Below are 18,762 nucleotides of genomic sequence, written 5' to 3' on the forward strand. Positions count from 1 at the left end.
AGGATTTTATGAAAAAATATTTTAGCCTTATTTTGGTTGCGGTTTTGGCAGTTTCAACTTTTGCGCAGAATTCTATTTCTGACGGAATACGCCGGTTTGACAATGTGCTTTTTGAAAAACAAATTCAGCGTGCAGAAACTGCAATCGGTTTTATCTATTATTCTGATTCTGAAACCTGTGGCTCTTTTGTTCCATGGATTAAAAATGAAATAAAACGAGCGGCTGCAAGAACAATGCGTATAAAGATTGTAGATACATCTTCGCTTTCTTCTGAAGGGCAGATTGTTGCAACTCGCGGTGTTTCTTTTGGGCAGTTGAAAAAGACTTCAGAGCAGAAAAAATATATTATATCGGGAACTTATTTTCCAAATGCAGAAAATGTTGAACTGTTTTTGGATTTGAAGGATTCTACAGGTGAGCTTATTGCTTCTGAAAAGATTCTTGTTCCAATGGCGGAAATAAAATCCTTGAATTTGACTTTATTCCCAAAGAATTCCATGCAGGCAAATCAAATTCTTAAGGATTTCGAAGAGGCAAAAATTGCTTCTGCAAGTGAAATAAAAGTAAGTGTTTCTTCCTTAAAAAAGAACTCATTTGAAAAACTAAATATTCCCAAACCCGATTACCTTATTACAGCGGCTATGCTCGACAGCGAGGATAATCTTGTGAATATGCTTTATCCGAATGACATTGTGAAGTTCATGATTTCTGTGGAGAAGGATTCTTACATTGCGATTCTGTGTATTGACGCTAACGGCGACAAGAACTGGCTTCCTATTGAGAACAATTTCATCCGTGCAGGCGAAGTCCGCACTTTTCCTGATTTGAAAAACACAGTTTTTAAAGTTGTTGACGGTGTTTACGGAGCGGAGCAGATTTTGATTTACGCTTCAACTTCGGAGAAAGGTATTCCAGAGCAGACTTCTACCGGGAAATATGCAAGAAACGACATTCAGAAAATCACACGCGGAATTATGGCTGTAAAACAAAGTTCCGTTGAAAACTACGAAACCAGTGTTTTTAAGATTACGTATACTGTGATGGAGTAAAATCATGTTAAGAATCAAAAAACTTTTTAGCATATTTGTTATTGCAGGTGTTCTTTCATCTGCTTTCTCTCAGGAAGCCAAAAATGCCTTGCTAATTGCAAATGGTGATTACAGTGAGATAAAATCCTTGAGCCAGCCTGTGCCGGAAGGCGAGGAGCTAAAATCCGCCCTTGAAAGCATCGGTTTTTCCGTAATGTTTGTGAAAAATGCAAATCGCGATGAAATGTTTGATTCCCTTTTGGAATTTAAAAACAAGACAAAAAATGCAGGTGGAATTGCGTTCTTTCATTATGGCGGTCATGCAGTTCAGATTGACGGAAAAAACTATCTTATTCCTGTAAATTCAAAAATCGATGATGAAGGGCAAATTCGCTACAGATGTGTTGAACTTGACGAGGTTATGGACAGTATGACAGGGGAAGCCAATGTGGTTGTTCTGGATTCATGCCGTAATGATCCATTTCCGAATGGTAAGCATCGCGGCGGAGATACCCGTGGACTTGCAGCTGTAAGCCTCAAACCTAAAAATTCGATTATCGTTTATTCCGCGGAAGCCGGTGAAACCGCACAGGACGGAGTTTATACTCCCGCGCTCACAAAAAGAATTACGGAAAAAGGCAAGTCTATTGAAGAAGTTTTAAAGGAAGTCAGAAATGATGTTCTTCGGACTACTGCAGGTCAGCAGCTTCCCGGAGAATACCGTCAGCTTGTAAGCGATGTTTATCTTGCAGGGCGTTCAAGTTCTTTAGTGAAACAGACAGGCAGCATAATTGTTACTAGCGACATAGAAGGGGATTTGTACCTTGACAGCGATTTTAAATGCCATATAAGGGAAAATGGTCCTCAAAAAATAGAAGATTTGCAGTCTGGAAAATATTATCTTGAAATCCGCTCTGGTGAAAAAAAGTTTTTTGAAAATATTTTAGTTGAAGCTAACAAGACTTTGGATGTTTTTGTAAAGTCGGGTGGAATTAATCTTTCAAGCAATGTTTCTGGTGAAGTTTACTTGAACGGAAAACGTTTTGGATACGTAGAGGCAGAAAAGGAACTGGAAATTTTAAAACTTGGCAGTGGAATTTATAAGATAGAGATAAAATCGGCAGATGGATTTATCTTTACAAAAAACGTAGAGGTAAAAACTGGGGAGAAAACTTCTGTACAGATTCAGGCAACAAAAGTTATGTGCCAGGTAAACAGTCTTGGAAAACTGACTATAAATGGCAAGGATTTTGGAGAAATAAAAAAGGATAAAGTTCTTCTTTTGCCTAATGGTGAATATAAATTTTCCTTTGCCATTGGAAAACAAAAACCTAAAGAAGAGAAAATTTCTACTGCTAGTAAAAGTTCATTTGAAATAAATTTTAAGACTACAAAACTTGCTGTTGAAAGTCTTATTGATGGAAGACTTTATATCGATGGTATTTACTATGGCTATGTAACTAAAAATAGAACTTTTAATGTTGATTCTCCTCTTTTTGAGGGAACGTATGATATAGAAGTTGTGTCTGGAAAAACAAGAAACTGGAGCAATTCATATATAAGCGAAAAGTCATATTCTGTTAAGTTAAATAATTATAAAAATGATTCATTCTTCAATGTAGATTCTTATTCTTGGGCAAACGCCTCTATAGGATTTGGACTATTCGGTGGATATAGAACTGTTCTTGATAATGATAATGTAGGTTTCAATGCAGGTATTAATTTTGAATTGTTTAATTTTGGTAAAATGAAATTAATGTTTAATTATTATATAAATGATAATGCAGAGAGTTCGTTTGAATTTCCTTTCTTGGAATTGGGAATTTACTTGTTTAATAATAAACGTATTGCTTTTTCTGTTGGTGCAGGTACAGATTATAGCTCAATGTATTTTCCGTTGAATTTGGAATTACGAATAAATAATAAATTTTTACTCTATGGAGATTATTGTTTAAAATCAAATGCTGTAAATGTTGGTGTTCAGTATAATATTTTCCGTTTTCTTTAGTTTTAGATTTTTTTTTATGAAGTAAGTCTACCTTGGTTGTTTTTTTTGCAGAACTAAGTTTGGAATTCAAATTGGAGTAGAAAAATGAAGAGAAAGATTTCTAAAGTATTGCTGTCGTTGTTTTCCTTTATATCAATAGTAAGCGTTTGTTCTGCCCAAAATACAGCGAGAGGAATTGTTGCGGAAAAGTCTTTGAGCTTTAAGAATTTTGATGAACCTGAAATTTGGGTTGAAAATATATTGGGTATTAATTGCGAGCCAGTAGCTTTTACAAGTGATTTTTCTTGTGTAGTTTTAAAATCTCTTATTGATAGGAAAATTTTTTATATTGCCAATTTTCAAACTGGGGAATACTTTTGCATTGGAAAAAAAACAGCTAAGATTTCTAAAGATGAAAAATATCTATGTATTTTTTATTCAAATGAGGATTGTATTGTTTATGATTTAAAATCAAAGAAAAAAACTGATATAACTATTGATGATTTCTTGGAAATAGAAGATGTTTCGTATGATGATGAAAAAAGTATTGAAAAGCAGTTAGGTATTGAAGATTGGATTAGTGACTGGTATAGCATAAAAGAAAAGGGCAATAGCAAAGTGTATTTAGGCATTGGTGAAGAAAAATTGTATGGAGCTGATTTGACAAATAAAAAACAATTAGTATTTAATACTAAGTTTTTTTCAAATTATAGACAAGCATATATTTATAATAATAAAAAAGATAAAGAAAATATGAGAAACCCTGACTCTATAATTGTTACTACAAAAAATAATGAATTAACCCGTTTTAATCTAAAAGGAAGACAACTGAATGTGTATAAAAATAGTAGTGAATGTTATATTGAAGATTTTTATCAAGATGACAATTACTTGATAGTTTTTTACACTAATCAACTTCGTGTATACGATATTTTTTCAAGTAAATTAATAGAAAGTTTTATATTGCCAGATGATTTTCCATTTTGTTGTGAGTATAAATTTTATTTAGATTTAAGTAATAAAGTTATTTTTGTTTATAATAGTCGTTTTATTATTTGTAAGTATAGCTTTGATGTTGAAAAGAACGTATGGAACTATGACGATATGTATTTATCTGACATAGATGGTGATGATCGTTTGCTTTTATGTTATAATGATGAATACGAAGATAATCGATATGAGAATATATTATTCTACTCGGCTTATGATGATTTAAATAAACAAGAAAAAATAATAGCTTTTAATCTTGATAATATAAATATTGAATTTGAATTTCGATTGAATTTTGATTTAGATAAAACTTTAAAAAAATGTTTCAAAGAAAAATCTATAGGTGAATATTATGGAGTTATTATTTTTAATGAAACTGATAATTCTATATTTTTTTTACTTTGTTATAAAGATGAGGATAAAGATAGTTACTATATTGCTTATGTTGAAAAATGTTTTTCTGATGGAAGAAATTCTATAGTAATTAATTTAGAGAAAGAGAGCTGTAAAGTTATTATTGAAGACTATATTTTTTTATTTACAGAAAATGGTAGTTTTGAACTATATAATATAGAGAATCTAGCTAAAATTTATTCATATAAAGGTAACGGTAAGTATGTTAAATATACGGTAAATAAAAATAAAATATATCGTTTTGAAGATGAAAAGTTGAAAATTATTTCTGCATCTGGAAAATTGGAAAAGGTTATATCTAGCTATGAGGAATATTTTAATTCTGAATATTTTCAAGAATTTATTTTTATATCTGCACAAGGTTGTTCTGTTCGCAATCCTTTTAAATATGATACAAAATATCCAGCTGATAGTTTTTATTTCTTTTCAGAGCTATATCATTTTAATTTTTTCTCCAACGGCGACTACCTCACATACACGCCCGAAGGTTTCTTTACTGGCACGGAATGGGCTATGAAGAATCTTGTGCATATTGTTGACAGCATGGATGTAATTGGCATTGATCAGGTTTATGACAAGTTGTATCGTCCGGATTTGGTTGCGGCTAAAATGCGCGGCGAGGATATTTCAGAATATGCAAAGAAAGTGAATCTTGCTTCGATTGTGCGCAGTGGAAATGCGCCTACTGTTGCTATAAAAAATCTGCCGGAACTGTCTGACAGCCGAGATGTTACTTTTGATGTGTGTGTGCAGAATACTGGCGGCGGAATAGGGAATGTCAGCATTGTCTTGAACGGAAAAACAATCCGGCTTTCAGAAGGCGTTGCGTCGAGCAAGGGCGAGTAGAAAATATTCAGGCATACAGTTACCTTGCAAAACGGACAGAATAAAATTGAAGCATTTGCAATGAATTCCGCTGGAATGATAGAGAGCCGTAGGGCTAGTGCAGATGTAAACTGGCAAGGAAAAACTTCCAAGCCGAATCTGTATGTTCTTACAGTTGCCGTGAACAAGTATCGCGACAAAGATTTGTGGCTTAATTATTGCGTGCCGGATGCAGTTTCAATTGAAGAATCATTCAAAAAACAGCAGAACGGACTTTACGAGAATGTTTGCGTTTATTCGCTAAAAGATTCCGAGGTCACAAAAGATGGCTTGGAGCAAAAGTTTAAGGAGCTTTCTTCAATAGTAACTGCTGATGATGTTTTTGTTTTCTTTGTTTCAGGACATGGAACGGCTTACGATGACGGCGACTATTATTTTATTCCTGTGAATTTCCGCTACACGAATAAGACTGATATTCCGCTTAAGGCAATTTCAAAAAGCGATTTGACGAAAAACCTTTCGCTTATAAAAGCTGGAAAAACTTTGATGATGCTTGACACTTGCAATTCTGGCGCGTTCTTTGCGGATTCAAATAAGCGTGTAATGGGTGATAAGGGAATATTCGAGCGTCTTTCAAGGGCAACAGGTCATGCAGTTCTTGCGGCGGCTTCGGACAGTCAGTCTGCAATGGAAGGCTACAACGGTCATGGTATTTTTACTTATGTACTTTTGGACGGACTTGCGGGAAAGGCGGATTCAAATGATGATGGCTTTGTATCTTTGACAGAACTTTCAAGCTATGTAGAAAATCAAGTGCCTGAACTAAGCTATGAAAAATGGGGATATGAGCAGGTTCCACAGAAAGAGCTGCGCAGGCAGGATTTCCCTATTGCAGAAAAACTATCAGAGTAGCGATGTAAAAAAAATGCCGGATTTCAGTCCGGCAATAACAAGTGATTTATTCTGTCAAAAATACATTCAGGCTTTCGAGGGCTTTTCCTTCAAGATCGAAGAGTGTCTGGTTTTCCCAGGTATCTTCAATTTTTGAATTTGGAATCCAGTCTCCGCCCCAATAGAAGATTCCGCAGCCTCCTGCATTGGATGTAGCTTCCATTATTGCTTTTATAACTGTTGCTTGGTTTTGTACTGAAGCCTGAACACATTTACTTCCTTTATAAGTCTGTGTCTTTAAATTTTTGAGCTGTGTACTTTTGTTGTCTACAAGATTCTTTGCGGCTTGTGTTCCGGCTGGAGTGTACCAAACTATGTTGTTTGTGTTGTCTCCGTATGCATCCATTGACCATGCCCAGGAAGTTTCTGCAACTAGAACTTGCTTTTTGTAAGTCTTTTTTAGGTATGCTATGTTTTCGCGCAGCTGCTTTAATGTTCCGTGTTCTTCAAAATGGTAGTAGCTTAAACCGATGTAGTCGTAATCTACGCCTTTTAGATTTTGAAGATTTCTGAACCACCAGTCAAAATTGTCGCCTTTGCTGCTTGCAAGGTGAATCATTTTCTTTATGCTGGAGTCAATTTCAGAAACTGCGCTAGATGCGGACTGTAAAACTTTTAGGAGATTTTTGTTTCCTCCTGTATGCCCTGTCCAAGAGTAGCAGTCAATGCTGGCAGGAGTTGTTCCGTCTGATTTTGTAAGAAACATTCCAGAATTAATTTCGTTTCCGAGCTGAACTATGTCTGGAGCGCATCCTTCACTTTTTAAGTCTACAAGAATTTTCTTTGTATATTCACTGACTTTGCCGCAAAGTTCTTCTATGCTAGAAACATTGTCCCATTCAGCAGGGATGCTTTGTTTTGCAGGATCTGCCCAGCTGTCTGAATAATGAAAGTCAAGGAGAAAGTTTAAGCCGTTTTGTTTTATGCGCTTTGCCATTGCAAGTGTGCGCTCGTAGTTGTTTTGACCCGGAGTTGAAGCTTGTGGCGCATTCCAAATTCTAAGGCGAATCCAGTTTACTCCGTGTGCTTTTAGAATTTTAAATATGTCCTCTTTTGTTCCGTTTTCATTATAGAAACTGCTTCCGTATTCTTCGAGCTGCGAAACCATTGACGCATCGAATCCGCGCATGAAGTCTGAGCCAAAATTTAGTTCTTCATCTGAACTTTCTGAAGGGGAAGCGCAGGCTGATGATAAAAACAAAAGCAGTACTAAGAAAACTGAAAAAATGCTTTTGAACTTCATTCTTTTACCTCTAAAGTATTTGTGATTATAGATTCAAATTGAAGTTGCTTAAATAGATTCCGATTCCCCGGTCAAGCCGGGGAATGACAGAAATTTTAGTTTTACAATTTTATGCCATTATCGGGCTTTACTCGTAGGAAACTGTTACTGTTCCTGTTAAGCCTTCAAGGCCACCCAGATAAATTCCTTTGGAATATTCAGAAATGTCAGAAATTTCTAATTTATAACCACTGCTGGTGTCATCATATTCAATATTTGCTTTCCATGTAGAAGAATCTGTACCTATGGCGAACCACCAATCTCCATTTGAAGTTCCTGTTTGAACATCTGAGATTGTAATTGTTACTTTACTAGCAGAATTTACAGTTTCATATTTCACTAAAAGTTGATATTGGCTAGAAATTGTAAAACTTGCGCTTCCTGTATTTGAAGTGAATGATTTAATCAAGGCTTCTTCACCAGTATCACCTGATTCTTCTGCTTCGCCTTCAATATAGAATACTGAAACGCTGGCTGTTGCGCTATCTGTACCTGCGATGTAGATTCCGTTTGCTTTGTATGCGGCGATTGCTGTTGCATCTGTGATTGTTGCAAGGTAAAGCGAGCTTGTTCCTTCGCCTGACTGCCATTCAAGTTTTACCTCATTGCTCCATGAGCTGTCAGAACAAGCTGTGAACCACCAGTCATCGCTTCCTGAATAGTTTACATTTATTACTTTTATTGTAAGCGATTTTATGCTCAGGTCTGCAAGTGTTTCCGCTGAAACTATTTGTTCTGGTGTTTCTGAGAATGTTACGCTGTCGCTGTATATTTTTGTTCCGTAGTCGTCATCATCGTCATCGCTGCTTGAGCTTCCGTTGCTGCAAGAAATGAGTGCCCCCCCCCAGAAGAATTGCAAAGGCTGAAAAGAATACCGCAGTTAAAATGTTTTTCTTTATAAATTTCATAGTCTGTTTCCTTATTAAAAAAAAATTAGTTAAGCTTTACAAGCTCTATGTCGTCAAGATTTCCCCAGTTTTCTTTGTTTGCGTCAACGAAAATTCCAATTTCAACTTCTCCGTTTTGAACTGGAATTTCTATTGAATACTGCTTCCACTTTTTCCAGCCGGTGTTTTTTATCTGCGCTGAAATTTCTTTTCCAGAATTGTCGAATCCTTTGGCAAAAAGCTTGATTGCGTTTTCGCCGCCTCCGCCCATTGACCATACAGAAAGTTTGTAAGTTCCGTTGGAAAGTCCTGTGATTTTTTTGTCGAGTGAAGCCGTGAATGCAGTTTTTTTCCAGTAGTGGTAGCTCCATTCTCCTGAATGCGCATTGCCTTTGTTTTTTTCAGCATAGCAGTCTGCGCTGTCTCCAGTTAAGTTCCAAGAGCTTAGGTTTCCGCTTTCAAAGGAACTGTCGTTTAAAAGATTCTGGCCAAAAGAAAGCCCCGCTGCAAAAAAGAGCGTCAGAATGGCAGTTAGTGTTTTTTTCATTTTTTCCTCCTATAAAAAAATGAAGTTAAGTTTGTGGAGTGCGCTATGAACAGCTAGATTGAATTATTACGCACGGTTTGTTTACACGTGTTGATGTAAAAAATTGTAAATCCACTTTTTTGTGATGTCAAGAAAAATTTTCACGCTTTTTGCAAATTTTTTATAGATTGTTGGGCAAGTACGGCAATGACAGTAAAATGGGCTAGAACTTGTTGCTTAAATTGTAATCAGCTGCTTTTTATTTTCTTCGTATAGTTTTAACTGGGCGCATGCTTCTTCTTGTGGAATTTCATTTTCTTCATTTATTCCCGGGCAGAATGTTTTTTCAGTTTCCCAAGAAGATTTTGATTCTAGTATTTTTGTCCAAAAAGGGTAGGTTCTGCATTGGACTGGACGCGCATTGTATGCTTCACATCCTTTTTCTTTGTTCCAGAAAATACATTCGGTTTGGTTTTTGTCTTTTAGGCACAAATATATTTTTCCATCGGCATTTTCGAGCTTGCGGCAGTAGACTTTTGTGAATTGCTCTTCTGTGAGTTCAGCCCATTCGCAAAGTTTTTTAAGATCTGTTTTGCTTAATAGGACAACTCCGCCTTCAAGACAGCAGCAGTTTTTGCATTGCGCGCATTTAAATTTTAAGTTTTTAGTGTATGCCATTTTGCCTTTGAATTTTAAAATGAAATTATTTCTTCGTAAACTTTAATTGCGTACTGGTCGGTCATTCCGCTTATGTATTCAACAATGCACTTTTCCCAGCTTTCGTTGTCGTTCACATCGAAAACTTCTTTTGTCTTATATCGCATGATTTCTTTTTTCTGCGGATTGTAGTTTGTGTATTTTACAAGCCAGTCTGAAAAAGTTTTTTGAAGCTCTGGAGAATAACGCAGGACATTTTCAACTCGTCCGTTTTGGGCGTAAACTTGAATTTTCATAAGCGTTCTGTAAATGCATGAAAGAACGTTTTCCGCATAACGTTGAAATTCCAAAAGCCGCCAGTTGTTGTAAATGTTTGCAAGGCTGAATCTTTTTAGTTCGTGTATGAATTTAAAATACGGCTCGCTGAAGCAGATTCCTTTTTCTGGAGAGCTTTGCGCGCACAAGTCTACAATCATATCGTTTATTAATACTGTTGTGTTTACTGCTCTGCCGGATCTAAATGCTCCGTTTGTTGTGTGCAGGGAATATTTTTTGTTTGGTCCAAGTCCGAGAGTTGCGCCTACAATTTCGCGCAGTTGTCTGTATGCCGCCATGTCCAAAATGTGATAGGATCTTGCGTCTTCTATATCTCTGCCAAGGAATGCAATTTTATCGCTTGTTTTTACAATGCATCCTTCCCAAGTGAATGGCTGGACAATTCCCGGCCGCTTTATTGAATACAAGTCAATTGCTTCTTCACGAGGCTTGAGTCCTTGCTGGTCAATTTCTCCGCAGTGGCAAATCAGTCCGTCGCGAACTGCATAAGTCAAGTCAAGGTTCTTTGAAATTCCGTCCGGGTCTTGAAGTGTTTCTATAAAGTCTGCAAAGAAAAGGCTGTTGCGTTCATGCCAGAATTTCTTTGGAGCGTTTTTTCCTTCCTTCTGATTTTTAATGAGTGAATTTAAAATGTCTTCTCCTGTGTGCCCAAACGGAGCATGTCCAATGTCGTGGCCAATTGCAATTGCTTCTGTCAGTTCTTGATTCAGTCCTAAATATTTTGCGATTGTTGCGCTTACACTGGCAACGTGATTTACGTGCTCAATTCTTGTGCAGATGTGGTCGTTTTGCGGAGCGTAAAAAACTTGAGTCTTGTGCTTTAGGCGGCGGTATGCTTCGCAGTGAAGAAGCCTTGTGTAGTCGCGCTCAAATTCTGACCTTATGTCGTTTCCGCGGTTGTAAAGAGTGTTTTCGCGTTTAATGCACTGTTGCCACTTTGGATTTTTTTCATCGGTTTTTACAGAAGCAAAAGAATCTTTCATAAAAAAAGTTTATATTTTATTTTGGATTTTTACAAGAAAACTGGACTTTTTCTATTTAAATAGTTTAATATTTTCGCATGACAAAAAATGAACTTAGAAAATTGTTAAAGTCTGAATTGTCCGCAGTAAGCGCAGATGAAAAAGTTGATGCATCAAAAAAAGCATGCAGTTTGTTTTTTGAATTTGTCATGAAGAATGATTTTGACATTGTGCTTTCTTATATAGATTTGAAAAATGAAATTTCTCCGCTGGAAATGAATCGCGCGCTTATGATGCAAAATAAAATTGTTGCAGTTCCAAAAGTTGTGCCTAAAACTCAAAATATGAACTTTTATATTCTTGATAATTCAATAGAAATTTCTGAACAGGTAAAAACCGGTTCGTTTGGAATTAACGAGCCAGTCGCTAAAAAAGAAAATTTGTTTAACGCTGAAAATTTCATGCAAAAGAAAATATGCGTTGTTGTTCCTGGCGTGGCTTTTGGAAGAAAAGGACAGAGGCTTGGACACGGAATGGGATTTTACGATATTTATCTTTCAGATTTGAAAAAGAAATGCGCTCAAAATAATTGCAGTCTTTTTTTAGCAGGACTTTGTTTTGATTTTCAGATTAAGGAAAATATTCCTGTTGATGAAAATGATATTTTTATGGATTCAGTTTTTTCAGATAAAAAATACTATTTCTTTGAGTCTGCTGAATAAACTTTCATCAATGGTTCTGTTGGAAAATATTTTTCTATTGCATTTAAAAAATCTTGCGGTGTAGAGTTTTCAATGTAAAGATAATTTGTCAAATACTGTTCTTTTTTCTGAAATGAAGCCATGAGTTTTGCTGTTCCGCTGTTGCTTTGTGTTTCAAAAAGATTTCTTTGTTTCCACTGAATTTTTATTTTTTCGCAAGTCCAGTTTTTGGTTTCTTCTTCCAAAAGTTCTTTAATAAGTTTTTCTCTTGCAATTTTGTAAGCATCAAAAAATATTCCAGTTCTTTTTAATTCGTTTGCCTGAATTATTCCAACTGGAATTTTTACTGAAGCTTCTTCTGTCTTGCATGAAATTTCGTTTCCAAGAATTGATTGAATTTCTGTGCATAAAATATAAAGCAGCGAGTTGAAAATTTCCAAGTCTTCATCTGTGCTGTCTGGTGCTCTAAAATAAATCTGCGCCGGGTCGTAAAAATTTTTTGTTGGAACAAGTCTTGGCGAATCTTTGGGTGCAAGTTTTGCAGGAAGGTTTGTTGTGTAAATGTGTTTTAGCTGAACTTTTCTTTCTTTGTTTTTGAATGATGGTTTTGGAAACTCAAGTTCTTTTCGTGCGGACTGCTCCTTTAAAACTTCAAATGTGTCTTGGCAATATTTTATTGCTTTGTCAAATTCAATGTCGCCGCAAATCGCAATTGAATATAATGAAGCATCCAAAAGTTTTGTGTATTCTAAAAGCAATGCTTGATATGACGATGAGTTGCGTTCTTTTTCTTCAGCTTTAAAAATTTTACTAAGTGGACTTGAACGGTAAAGATATGCAAGTGCGCTCGATTTCATTTGAAATCCCAAGTCTGCATTTTTCATCCTCTGTTCATATCCTTCTTCTCTAAAAAGCAAGTCTGCCTGCACTGGAGAAACTGTTCCATAGATTAATGCGTCTGAAATTTTTTTAAGCGCATTTTCCAGTTCTTCTTTGAAGACTTCAAATGAAATGTACGAAACTGTTTCATCAGTTTTATTTGTTATGTTTTCTATTTTAGAATTTTTTGCAACTGCTGAAATTAAAACGGATCTTAAATTTGTCTCTGATTCAGGAGAAGCAAATTTTCCTCCTGAAATTGAAATACAGACTGCAACAGTTTTTGAATTTGGATTTTCTTTTACTGAAACAGGAATTCCATTTTTCAATTCTTGATATTTTATGGATTCCATGCTGTTAAAGTAAAAGTAATCTGCTGGTCTTATTTCTATCGTTGGGTTTTTGCTCTGTTTGGGCTTTTCAAGTGCTGCTTGCATTTCTTGCTTTGCGCTTTTTGCAAGAAGCTCATTTGTGTACCAAGAAGCGTTTTCTTGTGTTATAAGTTCATATCCATATTCATCAAAAGATTTTTTATTTTTCTTATAAATTGAATTGTTTACAAGCAAAAAAATATAAGGCTCTTCATTTAAAATTGCTTTTGAAATATTTTCTGATGTTTCATTTTCTACTTGAGAAATAGATTTTTCAAATTCCTTATAAAAAATTTCCGGTGTTTCAAATTTGTTCATTGCCCAGAATTCTGCGAGTTTGGAACTTAAATTGCTTGGGTTTCCTGTAAGCTCTCTATATTTTTTTTCTATTTCATTTTGCGCAAATTTTATTTCATCTTCATTAAGATTTGTGCATTCTGTTGCTGCGGCTAAAAAAGTCTGCGCTTGATCTGCAATGCTTTTTCCTTTTGGAGGCTCTTCAATTAATGCCTGCAAAATAAATCTTGTGTTTCCATTTTTTATTGCAGATGCTGCGGTTATAAAATCTGCGCTTCTTATATTCAGTTCTGGAATTTGTGGAAGTGTTGTTTTGTATTTTGATTTTTCATTATTGAATACGCATGATAAAATATCCGTCTGGCTTTGAGAAAGAGAAGTGTATTGAACAACAATCTGTGTGAGTTCGGGCGAGAATTCTTTTGCGGCAAGAACAAATTTTTTGCCTTTGCTTTGCTGCAAATTTTCAGTTTTGAATTTTTTAAAAGAAGAATCTGTAGTTTTTGAATTCCAGTCTTTAAATGCTTCCTGAGAAATTTCCAGCGCTTTTTTTTCTGCAATATTTCCCGTGATAAAAAGTGCGCTGTTGTATGGTGTGTAAAATTCTTTTGAAACAAAATTGTATAAAACTGCCCTTGCTTGTTTTGTATTGTAGCCAGAAAAAATTGCCGGGTAAATTCCAGAATCATGTTTCCACGGTTCTTTATAAAAAATGCGGGAATCAATTGCGCTGTTTATAAATCCAGTTGTGCTTTTTGAATATGCAAGGCTTTCTGTTTTCATTTGCGCCAGTTCGTCTTCAATATCTTTGTCGCTGAAGTTTGGTGAGGATTCGCATTGTGCAATTTGTTCAAGATAAAGCTTTAAATTTTCAGGCGGAACTTTTGCTTTGAAAATAGAAGAATCTGCGTTGCATTCTGAGTGTATTGAAAATGCTTTTAAGATTTCTTTTGCTTCTCCTGATTTTGAAAAAAGTCTTGTATATAATGGAAAGAATCCTGCGGTGGAAGAAGTTTGGCTTGAAAAACCTGCTTTTACAACAAGCTCAACATTTAAAAGCGCGTTTGTTTCGTCTGGAAGTATAAAAACTGTTAGTCCGTTTTGAAGTGTTGAAATGCTGAGTTCCAGCTTGTTTTCTTGTGCTGATTCAGCTTGAGAAAATCCGAATGCAATGCAGAAAGAAAATGCTGTGCATAAAAAAAACTTTTTTGCCATGGTTTCATTATAACATTCATGCTTGCTTTTTCCAATTGAAATATTTCTTGGCTTTTCTCAAGTTGTCGTATATAATGGAAATTATGCTAAAAATAACTCCGGCTTCTAAAATAAATAATTTAAAAAAAATAAATCCTGATTTTATAAAAGGAAAGCGAAATCCCACTTCTGAAGAAATTGCAATTCTTGAAAAAAATGGAAACTCTTCGTCCGACCCTGAATGGAAAAATTTTTTTGTAAGTTCTGAAGAAGGAAAATTCAATCCGTCGCAAATCCGGCAGAGCGATTTTTCTGGAATTGTTATTATTGGAGAACTTTTCGATTCTGAAATTTCCTTCCATGATTTAAAGTTGCGGACAGGAATTTACAGTTCAAATTTAAAGAATGTTTGCATCGGCGATAATTGCGCTATTCAAAATGTAAGGTATCTTGAGAATTACAAAATAGGCTCACGTGTAATTCTTTTCAATATAATGGAAATGTCTTGCACGGAACATTCAAAGTTTGGAGAGGGACTTTTAAAGAAAGGCGAGCCAGAGTCAAATAGAATTTGGATTGGCGTTGGAAACGAAAATAACCGCCGCGCAGTTCTTCCTTTTGCTGATATGATTCCGGCTGATGCTTTTTTGTGGTCAAGATTCCGTGAAGACAAAGAGCTTATGCAGCGTTTTGTTGAGCTTACTGAATTTGGAAAATCAAAAGAGCTTGAAACTTATGGAATTGTAGAAGATGATGTTGTCATAAAAAATTCAACGCTTTTAAAAGATGTGAAAGTCTGTTCATGCGCTTACATAAAAGGCGCTCTCAAGCTTAAAAATATTACAATTCTTTCTTCGGAAGATGAGCCTAGCCAGATTGGAGAAGGCGTTGAAATGGTCAATGGAATAATGGGCTTTGGAAGCCATGTTTTTTATCAGGCCATTGCAGTCCGCTTTGTCATTGGAAGAAACTGCCACTTGAAATATGGCGCGCGTCTTTTAAACTCTGTGCTTGGAGATAATTCTACGGTTTCATGCTGCGAGCTTTTAAATAACTTGATCTTTCCATTTCATGAGCAGCATCACAATTCTTCGTTCTTAATTGCTTCAACTGTGATGGGGCAGAGCAATATAGCTTCGGCTGCGACAATCGGATCTAACCACAATTCAAGAAGTCCTGACTGCGAGATGATTGCTGGACGCGGATTCTGGCCGGGGCTTTGCTCTGATTTTAAGTTTGATTCAAAATTCGCTTCATTTGTTCTTGCTTCAAAAGGCAGCTACGTAAATGAGCTGAATATAACTTACCCATTTTCTTTGGTTGCTCCAAGCTATGAAGACTGCACAGTTCACATTATTCCTGCTTACTGGTTTTTGCATAACATGTTTGCAATTGTGCGCAATAAATATAAATTTCAGGCGCGCGACAAAAGATTTATAAAAGTTCAGCATATTGAAACGAATCCGATTGCTCCGGATACTGTGCAGGAAATTATTTTTTCTATTAATAGGATTGTTGAGCTTACTTCAAGATATTTAAAGCTTCCGTCTGATGATTGCCGGAAAATGACAAAGGAAAATTCAAATCCTGAGCTTCTTGAAAAATTCCGGGAGCTGGCAAAGTCTGCAAAAGATTCCGAGTCGCTTCTTCAGATTGCAAAAGATTATCTTCATCAAAATCCAGACTCAAAGTTTCTTCTTATCGATGACCGCTGCCAGAAAAAATTCGGAGCGATTATTTATAAGCCCGCGCAAGGATACAAGGAATATCGCCGTGTTTTAAAATATTTTGCGGCTGAAAGTTTGATGGAATATGTTCTAAAAAACAACCGCGAAAGTCTTTGCCAATCTGATTTTTCCGAGATTGAAAAAATTCCGCTTTATAAAAAATGGTTCAATGTTGGCGGGCAGTTGATTCCGGAAGAAAAAGTTGAAGAGCTTTTTGCAAAAATAAAATCGCATTGCATAAATAACTGGCAGCAGGTTCATACTTATTACGATGACTGCCAGAAAAACTATACAGACTATAAGGTACGCTATTCTGTTTACATAATTGAATTTCTTTATTCCAAGAAAATCACAGAATTTAATGCGGCCGACTTTGAAGATATTTTGCAGGACGTTGCTTTTGTTGCAATGAATATGCTTGAGTCTTCAATTTCTATACGCGAAAAAGATTTCACAGATTATTTCCGTTCTATAACATTCAGAAATGAAGAGGAAAAAAACGCTGTGCTTGGAACTTTGAGCGATGATGAGTTCCTGAAAAAACTAAAGGAGTCAACTGAAGACTTTATAAATTCTCTGAACAAGCTTTTTGTGCTTATGCATTGAATTTTGTTTTGGGAATTTTTGAAAATCTTTGAAAACATTTTCATTCTCTTGACATCATTATGCGGTTTGCTGTAAAGTTTATCTATATGAAAAAAGCACTTCTTCTACTAGCACTAGATTTCTCTTTTGTTTGCCGAACTGACGGTTGCTAGTAAGTTGCTTATATTGTAAATTACAGACCTGTCGTTTGGCGGCAGGTCTTTTTTTATAACTTGAATATTGGATTTTGGTAAAAAAATAACCATAATTAAGTGTCATTCCCGTGCTACGGACACGGGAATCCGTTGTAAACTTTCAGTGGATTATCGGGTCAACCCCGATAATGACATTAAATTATAGAATTCAAATTTCAAGCTAATATTAAAACGTATTTTTATAAAACAAGGGGTATTTATGAATGCAAGTATGAATCCGAACGGAAAATATGCGCGTGTTGGCGACATTGAGCTTCCGAACAGAAAATGGCCTTCAAACAAAATAACAAAGGCTCCAGTTTGGTGTTCTGTTGATTTAAGAGATGGAAATCAGGCTCTTGTGAATCCAATGGGAATTGATACAAAGCTTGCGTTTTTTGACCTGCTTGTAAAACTTGGATTTAAAGAAATTGAAGTTGGATTTCCTGCTTCAAGCGACACCGAATACGAATTTATCCGCCGTCTTATTGAAGAAAATCATATTCCTGATGATGTTACGATTCAGGTTTTGTGCCAGGCGCGCGAGGCTCTTGTAAAGAAAACAATGGAATCTCTCAAAGGCTGCAAGCAGGCGATTTTCCACATTTACAATTCGACTTCCCCGGCGCAAAGAAAATATACTTTTAATAAATCCAAAGAGGAAATCAAGCAGATTGCAGTTGACGGCGTAAAGTGCATAAAGTCCTGCCTTTCAGATGAAGACAGAAAAAGAATCCGCCTTGAATATTCTCCTGAAAGTTTTTCGCACACTGAAATTGACTATGCTGTTGAAGTCTGCGAGGCTGTAAAAAATGAATGGGGCTGTTCTGCGGACAACAAAATTATTATGAATCTTCCGACAACTGTTGAATGCTATACGCCGAATGTTTATGCAGATGCGATTGAATATTTTTCAGAACATATTTCAGACCGCGAGAATATAATTATAAGCACGCATTGCCACAACGACCGTGGAAGTGGTGTTGCTTCTTGCGAGCTTGCTTTGCTTGCCGGAGCAGACAGAGTTGAAGGCTGCCTTTTTGGAAATGGAGAGCGGACTGGAAATCTTGACATTGTAAATGTCGCATTGAATATGTACAGCCAAGGAATAGATCCTCAGCTTGATTTCCATGACATTCAGAATGTGGGCGAGCTTTATACAAAGTTTACGGAAATGGAAATAAATCCGCGCACTCCTTATGTTGGCGAGCTTGTGTTTACTGCGTTCAGCGGAAGCCATCAGGACGCAATCAGAAAAGGAATGGCTGCGCGCACAAAAATGCCTAAAAACGCGCTTTGGGATGTTCCTTACATTCTCATTGATCCGCACGACATTGGAAGACAGTACGAAGGAATCATCAGAATCAACAGCCAGTCTGGAAAAGGCGGAGCGGCTTATATTCTTGAGCAGGAATACGGAATTTGTCTTCCAAAGGCAATGCATCCTGCTCTTGGCGAGCTGATAAAGAAAGCTGCCGATGAATCCCAGCGTGAGCTTGACAAGTCTGAAATATACAATCTTTTTGTTAAGCACTGGCTTGAAGCAAAAGGAAATCTTTCAATTGTTGATTTGGCGGAAACTCATCTTGAAGGTAAGGAAAACTCAGAGTCTACTTCTTGCCGCGCTGTTGTTGAATGGAAAGGAAAACGCTATTCAATTGGAAAAACTGGAAACGGACCTCTTGACGCATTTGCAGGCGCGCTTTCTGAAATTCCTGCGCCTAAGTTCAGCATAACGGCATTCCATGAGCATAGTATTGGAACAGGAAACGATACTTCCGCAGTTGCCTATGTACAGATTACGTGCGAAGACGGAAACCAGTACTGGGGAGCTGGAAAATCGACTAACGTTGGCCGCGCCGGTGTTGACGCTGTTGTAAGCGCATTGAACCAGATAAAATAGATTTTATAGAACTCAAAAAGCAGGGCAAACGCATTATAAATAATTTAAGTAAAGTTTGCGCGAAGG

General features: G+C 36.3%; 13 protein-coding genes. 7 read left to right on the forward strand and 6 right to left on the reverse strand.

The annotated features are described in order from the left end of the window. Positions 1-8 precede the first annotated feature (8 nt). From Q0N70_RS06250 to Q0N70_RS06265, 4 genes are all read left to right on the forward strand, one after another. A complete protein-coding gene (locus Q0N70_RS06250) occupies positions 9-1,049 on the forward strand; it encodes a DUF4384 domain-containing protein (protein WP_294015015.1) in 1,041 nt (346 codons plus the stop codon). A gap of 4 nt (positions 1,050-1,053) precedes the next feature. Beyond that, positions 1,054-3,036, forward strand: a complete 1,983-nt coding sequence (locus Q0N70_RS06255; RefSeq protein WP_294015017.1) for a caspase family protein — start codon at positions 1,054-1,056, stop codon at positions 3,034-3,036. A gap of 84 nt (positions 3,037-3,120) precedes the next feature. Continuing rightward, positions 3,121-5,265 carry a hypothetical protein gene (locus Q0N70_RS06260; RefSeq protein ID WP_294015019.1) on the forward strand — a complete coding sequence of 715 codons (2,145 nt, stop codon included), beginning with the start codon at positions 3,121-3,123 and terminating at the stop codon, positions 5,263-5,265. A 24-nt stretch (positions 5,266-5,289) separates the two neighbouring features. Then, positions 5,290-6,156 (forward strand): caspase family protein, encoded by an 867-nt coding sequence (locus Q0N70_RS06265; RefSeq protein WP_294015021.1) that lies wholly within the window; start codon positions 5,290-5,292, stop codon positions 6,154-6,156. Positions 6,157-6,202: 46 nt separating this feature from the next. On the opposite strand, the gene Q0N70_RS06270 is transcribed toward Q0N70_RS06265, so the two are convergent. The 5 genes from Q0N70_RS06270 to Q0N70_RS06290 form a co-directional block, all read right to left on the reverse strand. Beyond that, entirely contained in the window at positions 6,203-7,438 is a 1,236-nt protein-coding gene (locus Q0N70_RS06270) for a glycosyl hydrolase 53 family protein (protein WP_294015023.1), read from the reverse strand. 127 nt (positions 7,439-7,565) lie between these two features. Further along, positions 7,566-8,336, reverse strand: coding sequence for a hypothetical protein (locus Q0N70_RS06275; RefSeq protein ID WP_294015025.1), 771 nt, complete (start codon positions 8,334-8,336; stop codon positions 7,566-7,568). A 74-nt stretch (positions 8,337-8,410) separates the two neighbouring features. Then, the gene (locus Q0N70_RS06280; protein ID WP_294015027.1) at positions 8,411-8,911 is read right to left on the reverse strand and encodes a carbohydrate binding domain-containing protein; all 501 of its coding nucleotides are present in this window, start codon (positions 8,909-8,911) and stop codon (positions 8,411-8,413) included. 216 nt (positions 8,912-9,127) lie between these two features. Then, positions 9,128-9,568 carry a YkgJ family cysteine cluster protein gene (locus Q0N70_RS06285; RefSeq protein WP_294015029.1) on the reverse strand — a complete coding sequence of 147 codons (441 nt, stop codon included), beginning with the start codon at positions 9,566-9,568 and terminating at the stop codon, positions 9,128-9,130. Positions 9,569-9,582: 14 nt separating this feature from the next. Beyond that, positions 9,583-10,866, reverse strand: a complete 1,284-nt coding sequence (locus Q0N70_RS06290; protein ID WP_294015030.1) for an HD domain-containing protein — start codon at positions 10,864-10,866, stop codon at positions 9,583-9,585. A gap of 77 nt (positions 10,867-10,943) precedes the next feature. On the opposite strand from Q0N70_RS06290, the gene Q0N70_RS06295 reads away from it, so the two are divergent. Continuing rightward, complete coding sequence (locus tag Q0N70_RS06295) at positions 10,944-11,567, forward strand: 5-formyltetrahydrofolate cyclo-ligase (protein WP_294015032.1); 624 nt, start codon at positions 10,944-10,946, stop codon at positions 11,565-11,567. Here Q0N70_RS06295 and Q0N70_RS06300 read toward each other — a convergent pair. Then, entirely contained in the window at positions 11,543-14,308 is a 2,766-nt protein-coding gene (locus Q0N70_RS06300; protein WP_294015034.1) for an insulinase family protein, read from the reverse strand. The two genes, Q0N70_RS06295 and Q0N70_RS06300, sit on opposite strands and share 25 nt — an antisense overlap. A gap of 83 nt (positions 14,309-14,391) precedes the next feature. On the opposite strand from Q0N70_RS06300, the gene Q0N70_RS06305 reads away from it, so the two are divergent. Both Q0N70_RS06305 and Q0N70_RS06310 read left to right on the forward strand, forming a co-directional pair. After that, positions 14,392-16,620 carry a DUF4954 family protein gene (locus tag Q0N70_RS06305; RefSeq protein ID WP_294015037.1) on the forward strand — a complete coding sequence of 743 codons (2,229 nt, stop codon included), beginning with the start codon at positions 14,392-14,394 and terminating at the stop codon, positions 16,618-16,620. Between the two features lie 393 nt (positions 16,621-17,013). Further along, positions 17,014-18,696, forward strand: a complete 1,683-nt coding sequence (locus tag Q0N70_RS06310; RefSeq protein ID WP_294015039.1) for a 2-isopropylmalate synthase — start codon at positions 17,014-17,016, stop codon at positions 18,694-18,696. The last annotated feature ends 66 nt before the right edge of the window (positions 18,697-18,762 follow it).

Origin of the sequence: uncultured Treponema sp., from assembly GCF_945873775.1 — a bacterium.
Lineage (GTDB): Bacteria > Spirochaetota > Spirochaetia > Treponematales > Treponemataceae > Treponema_D.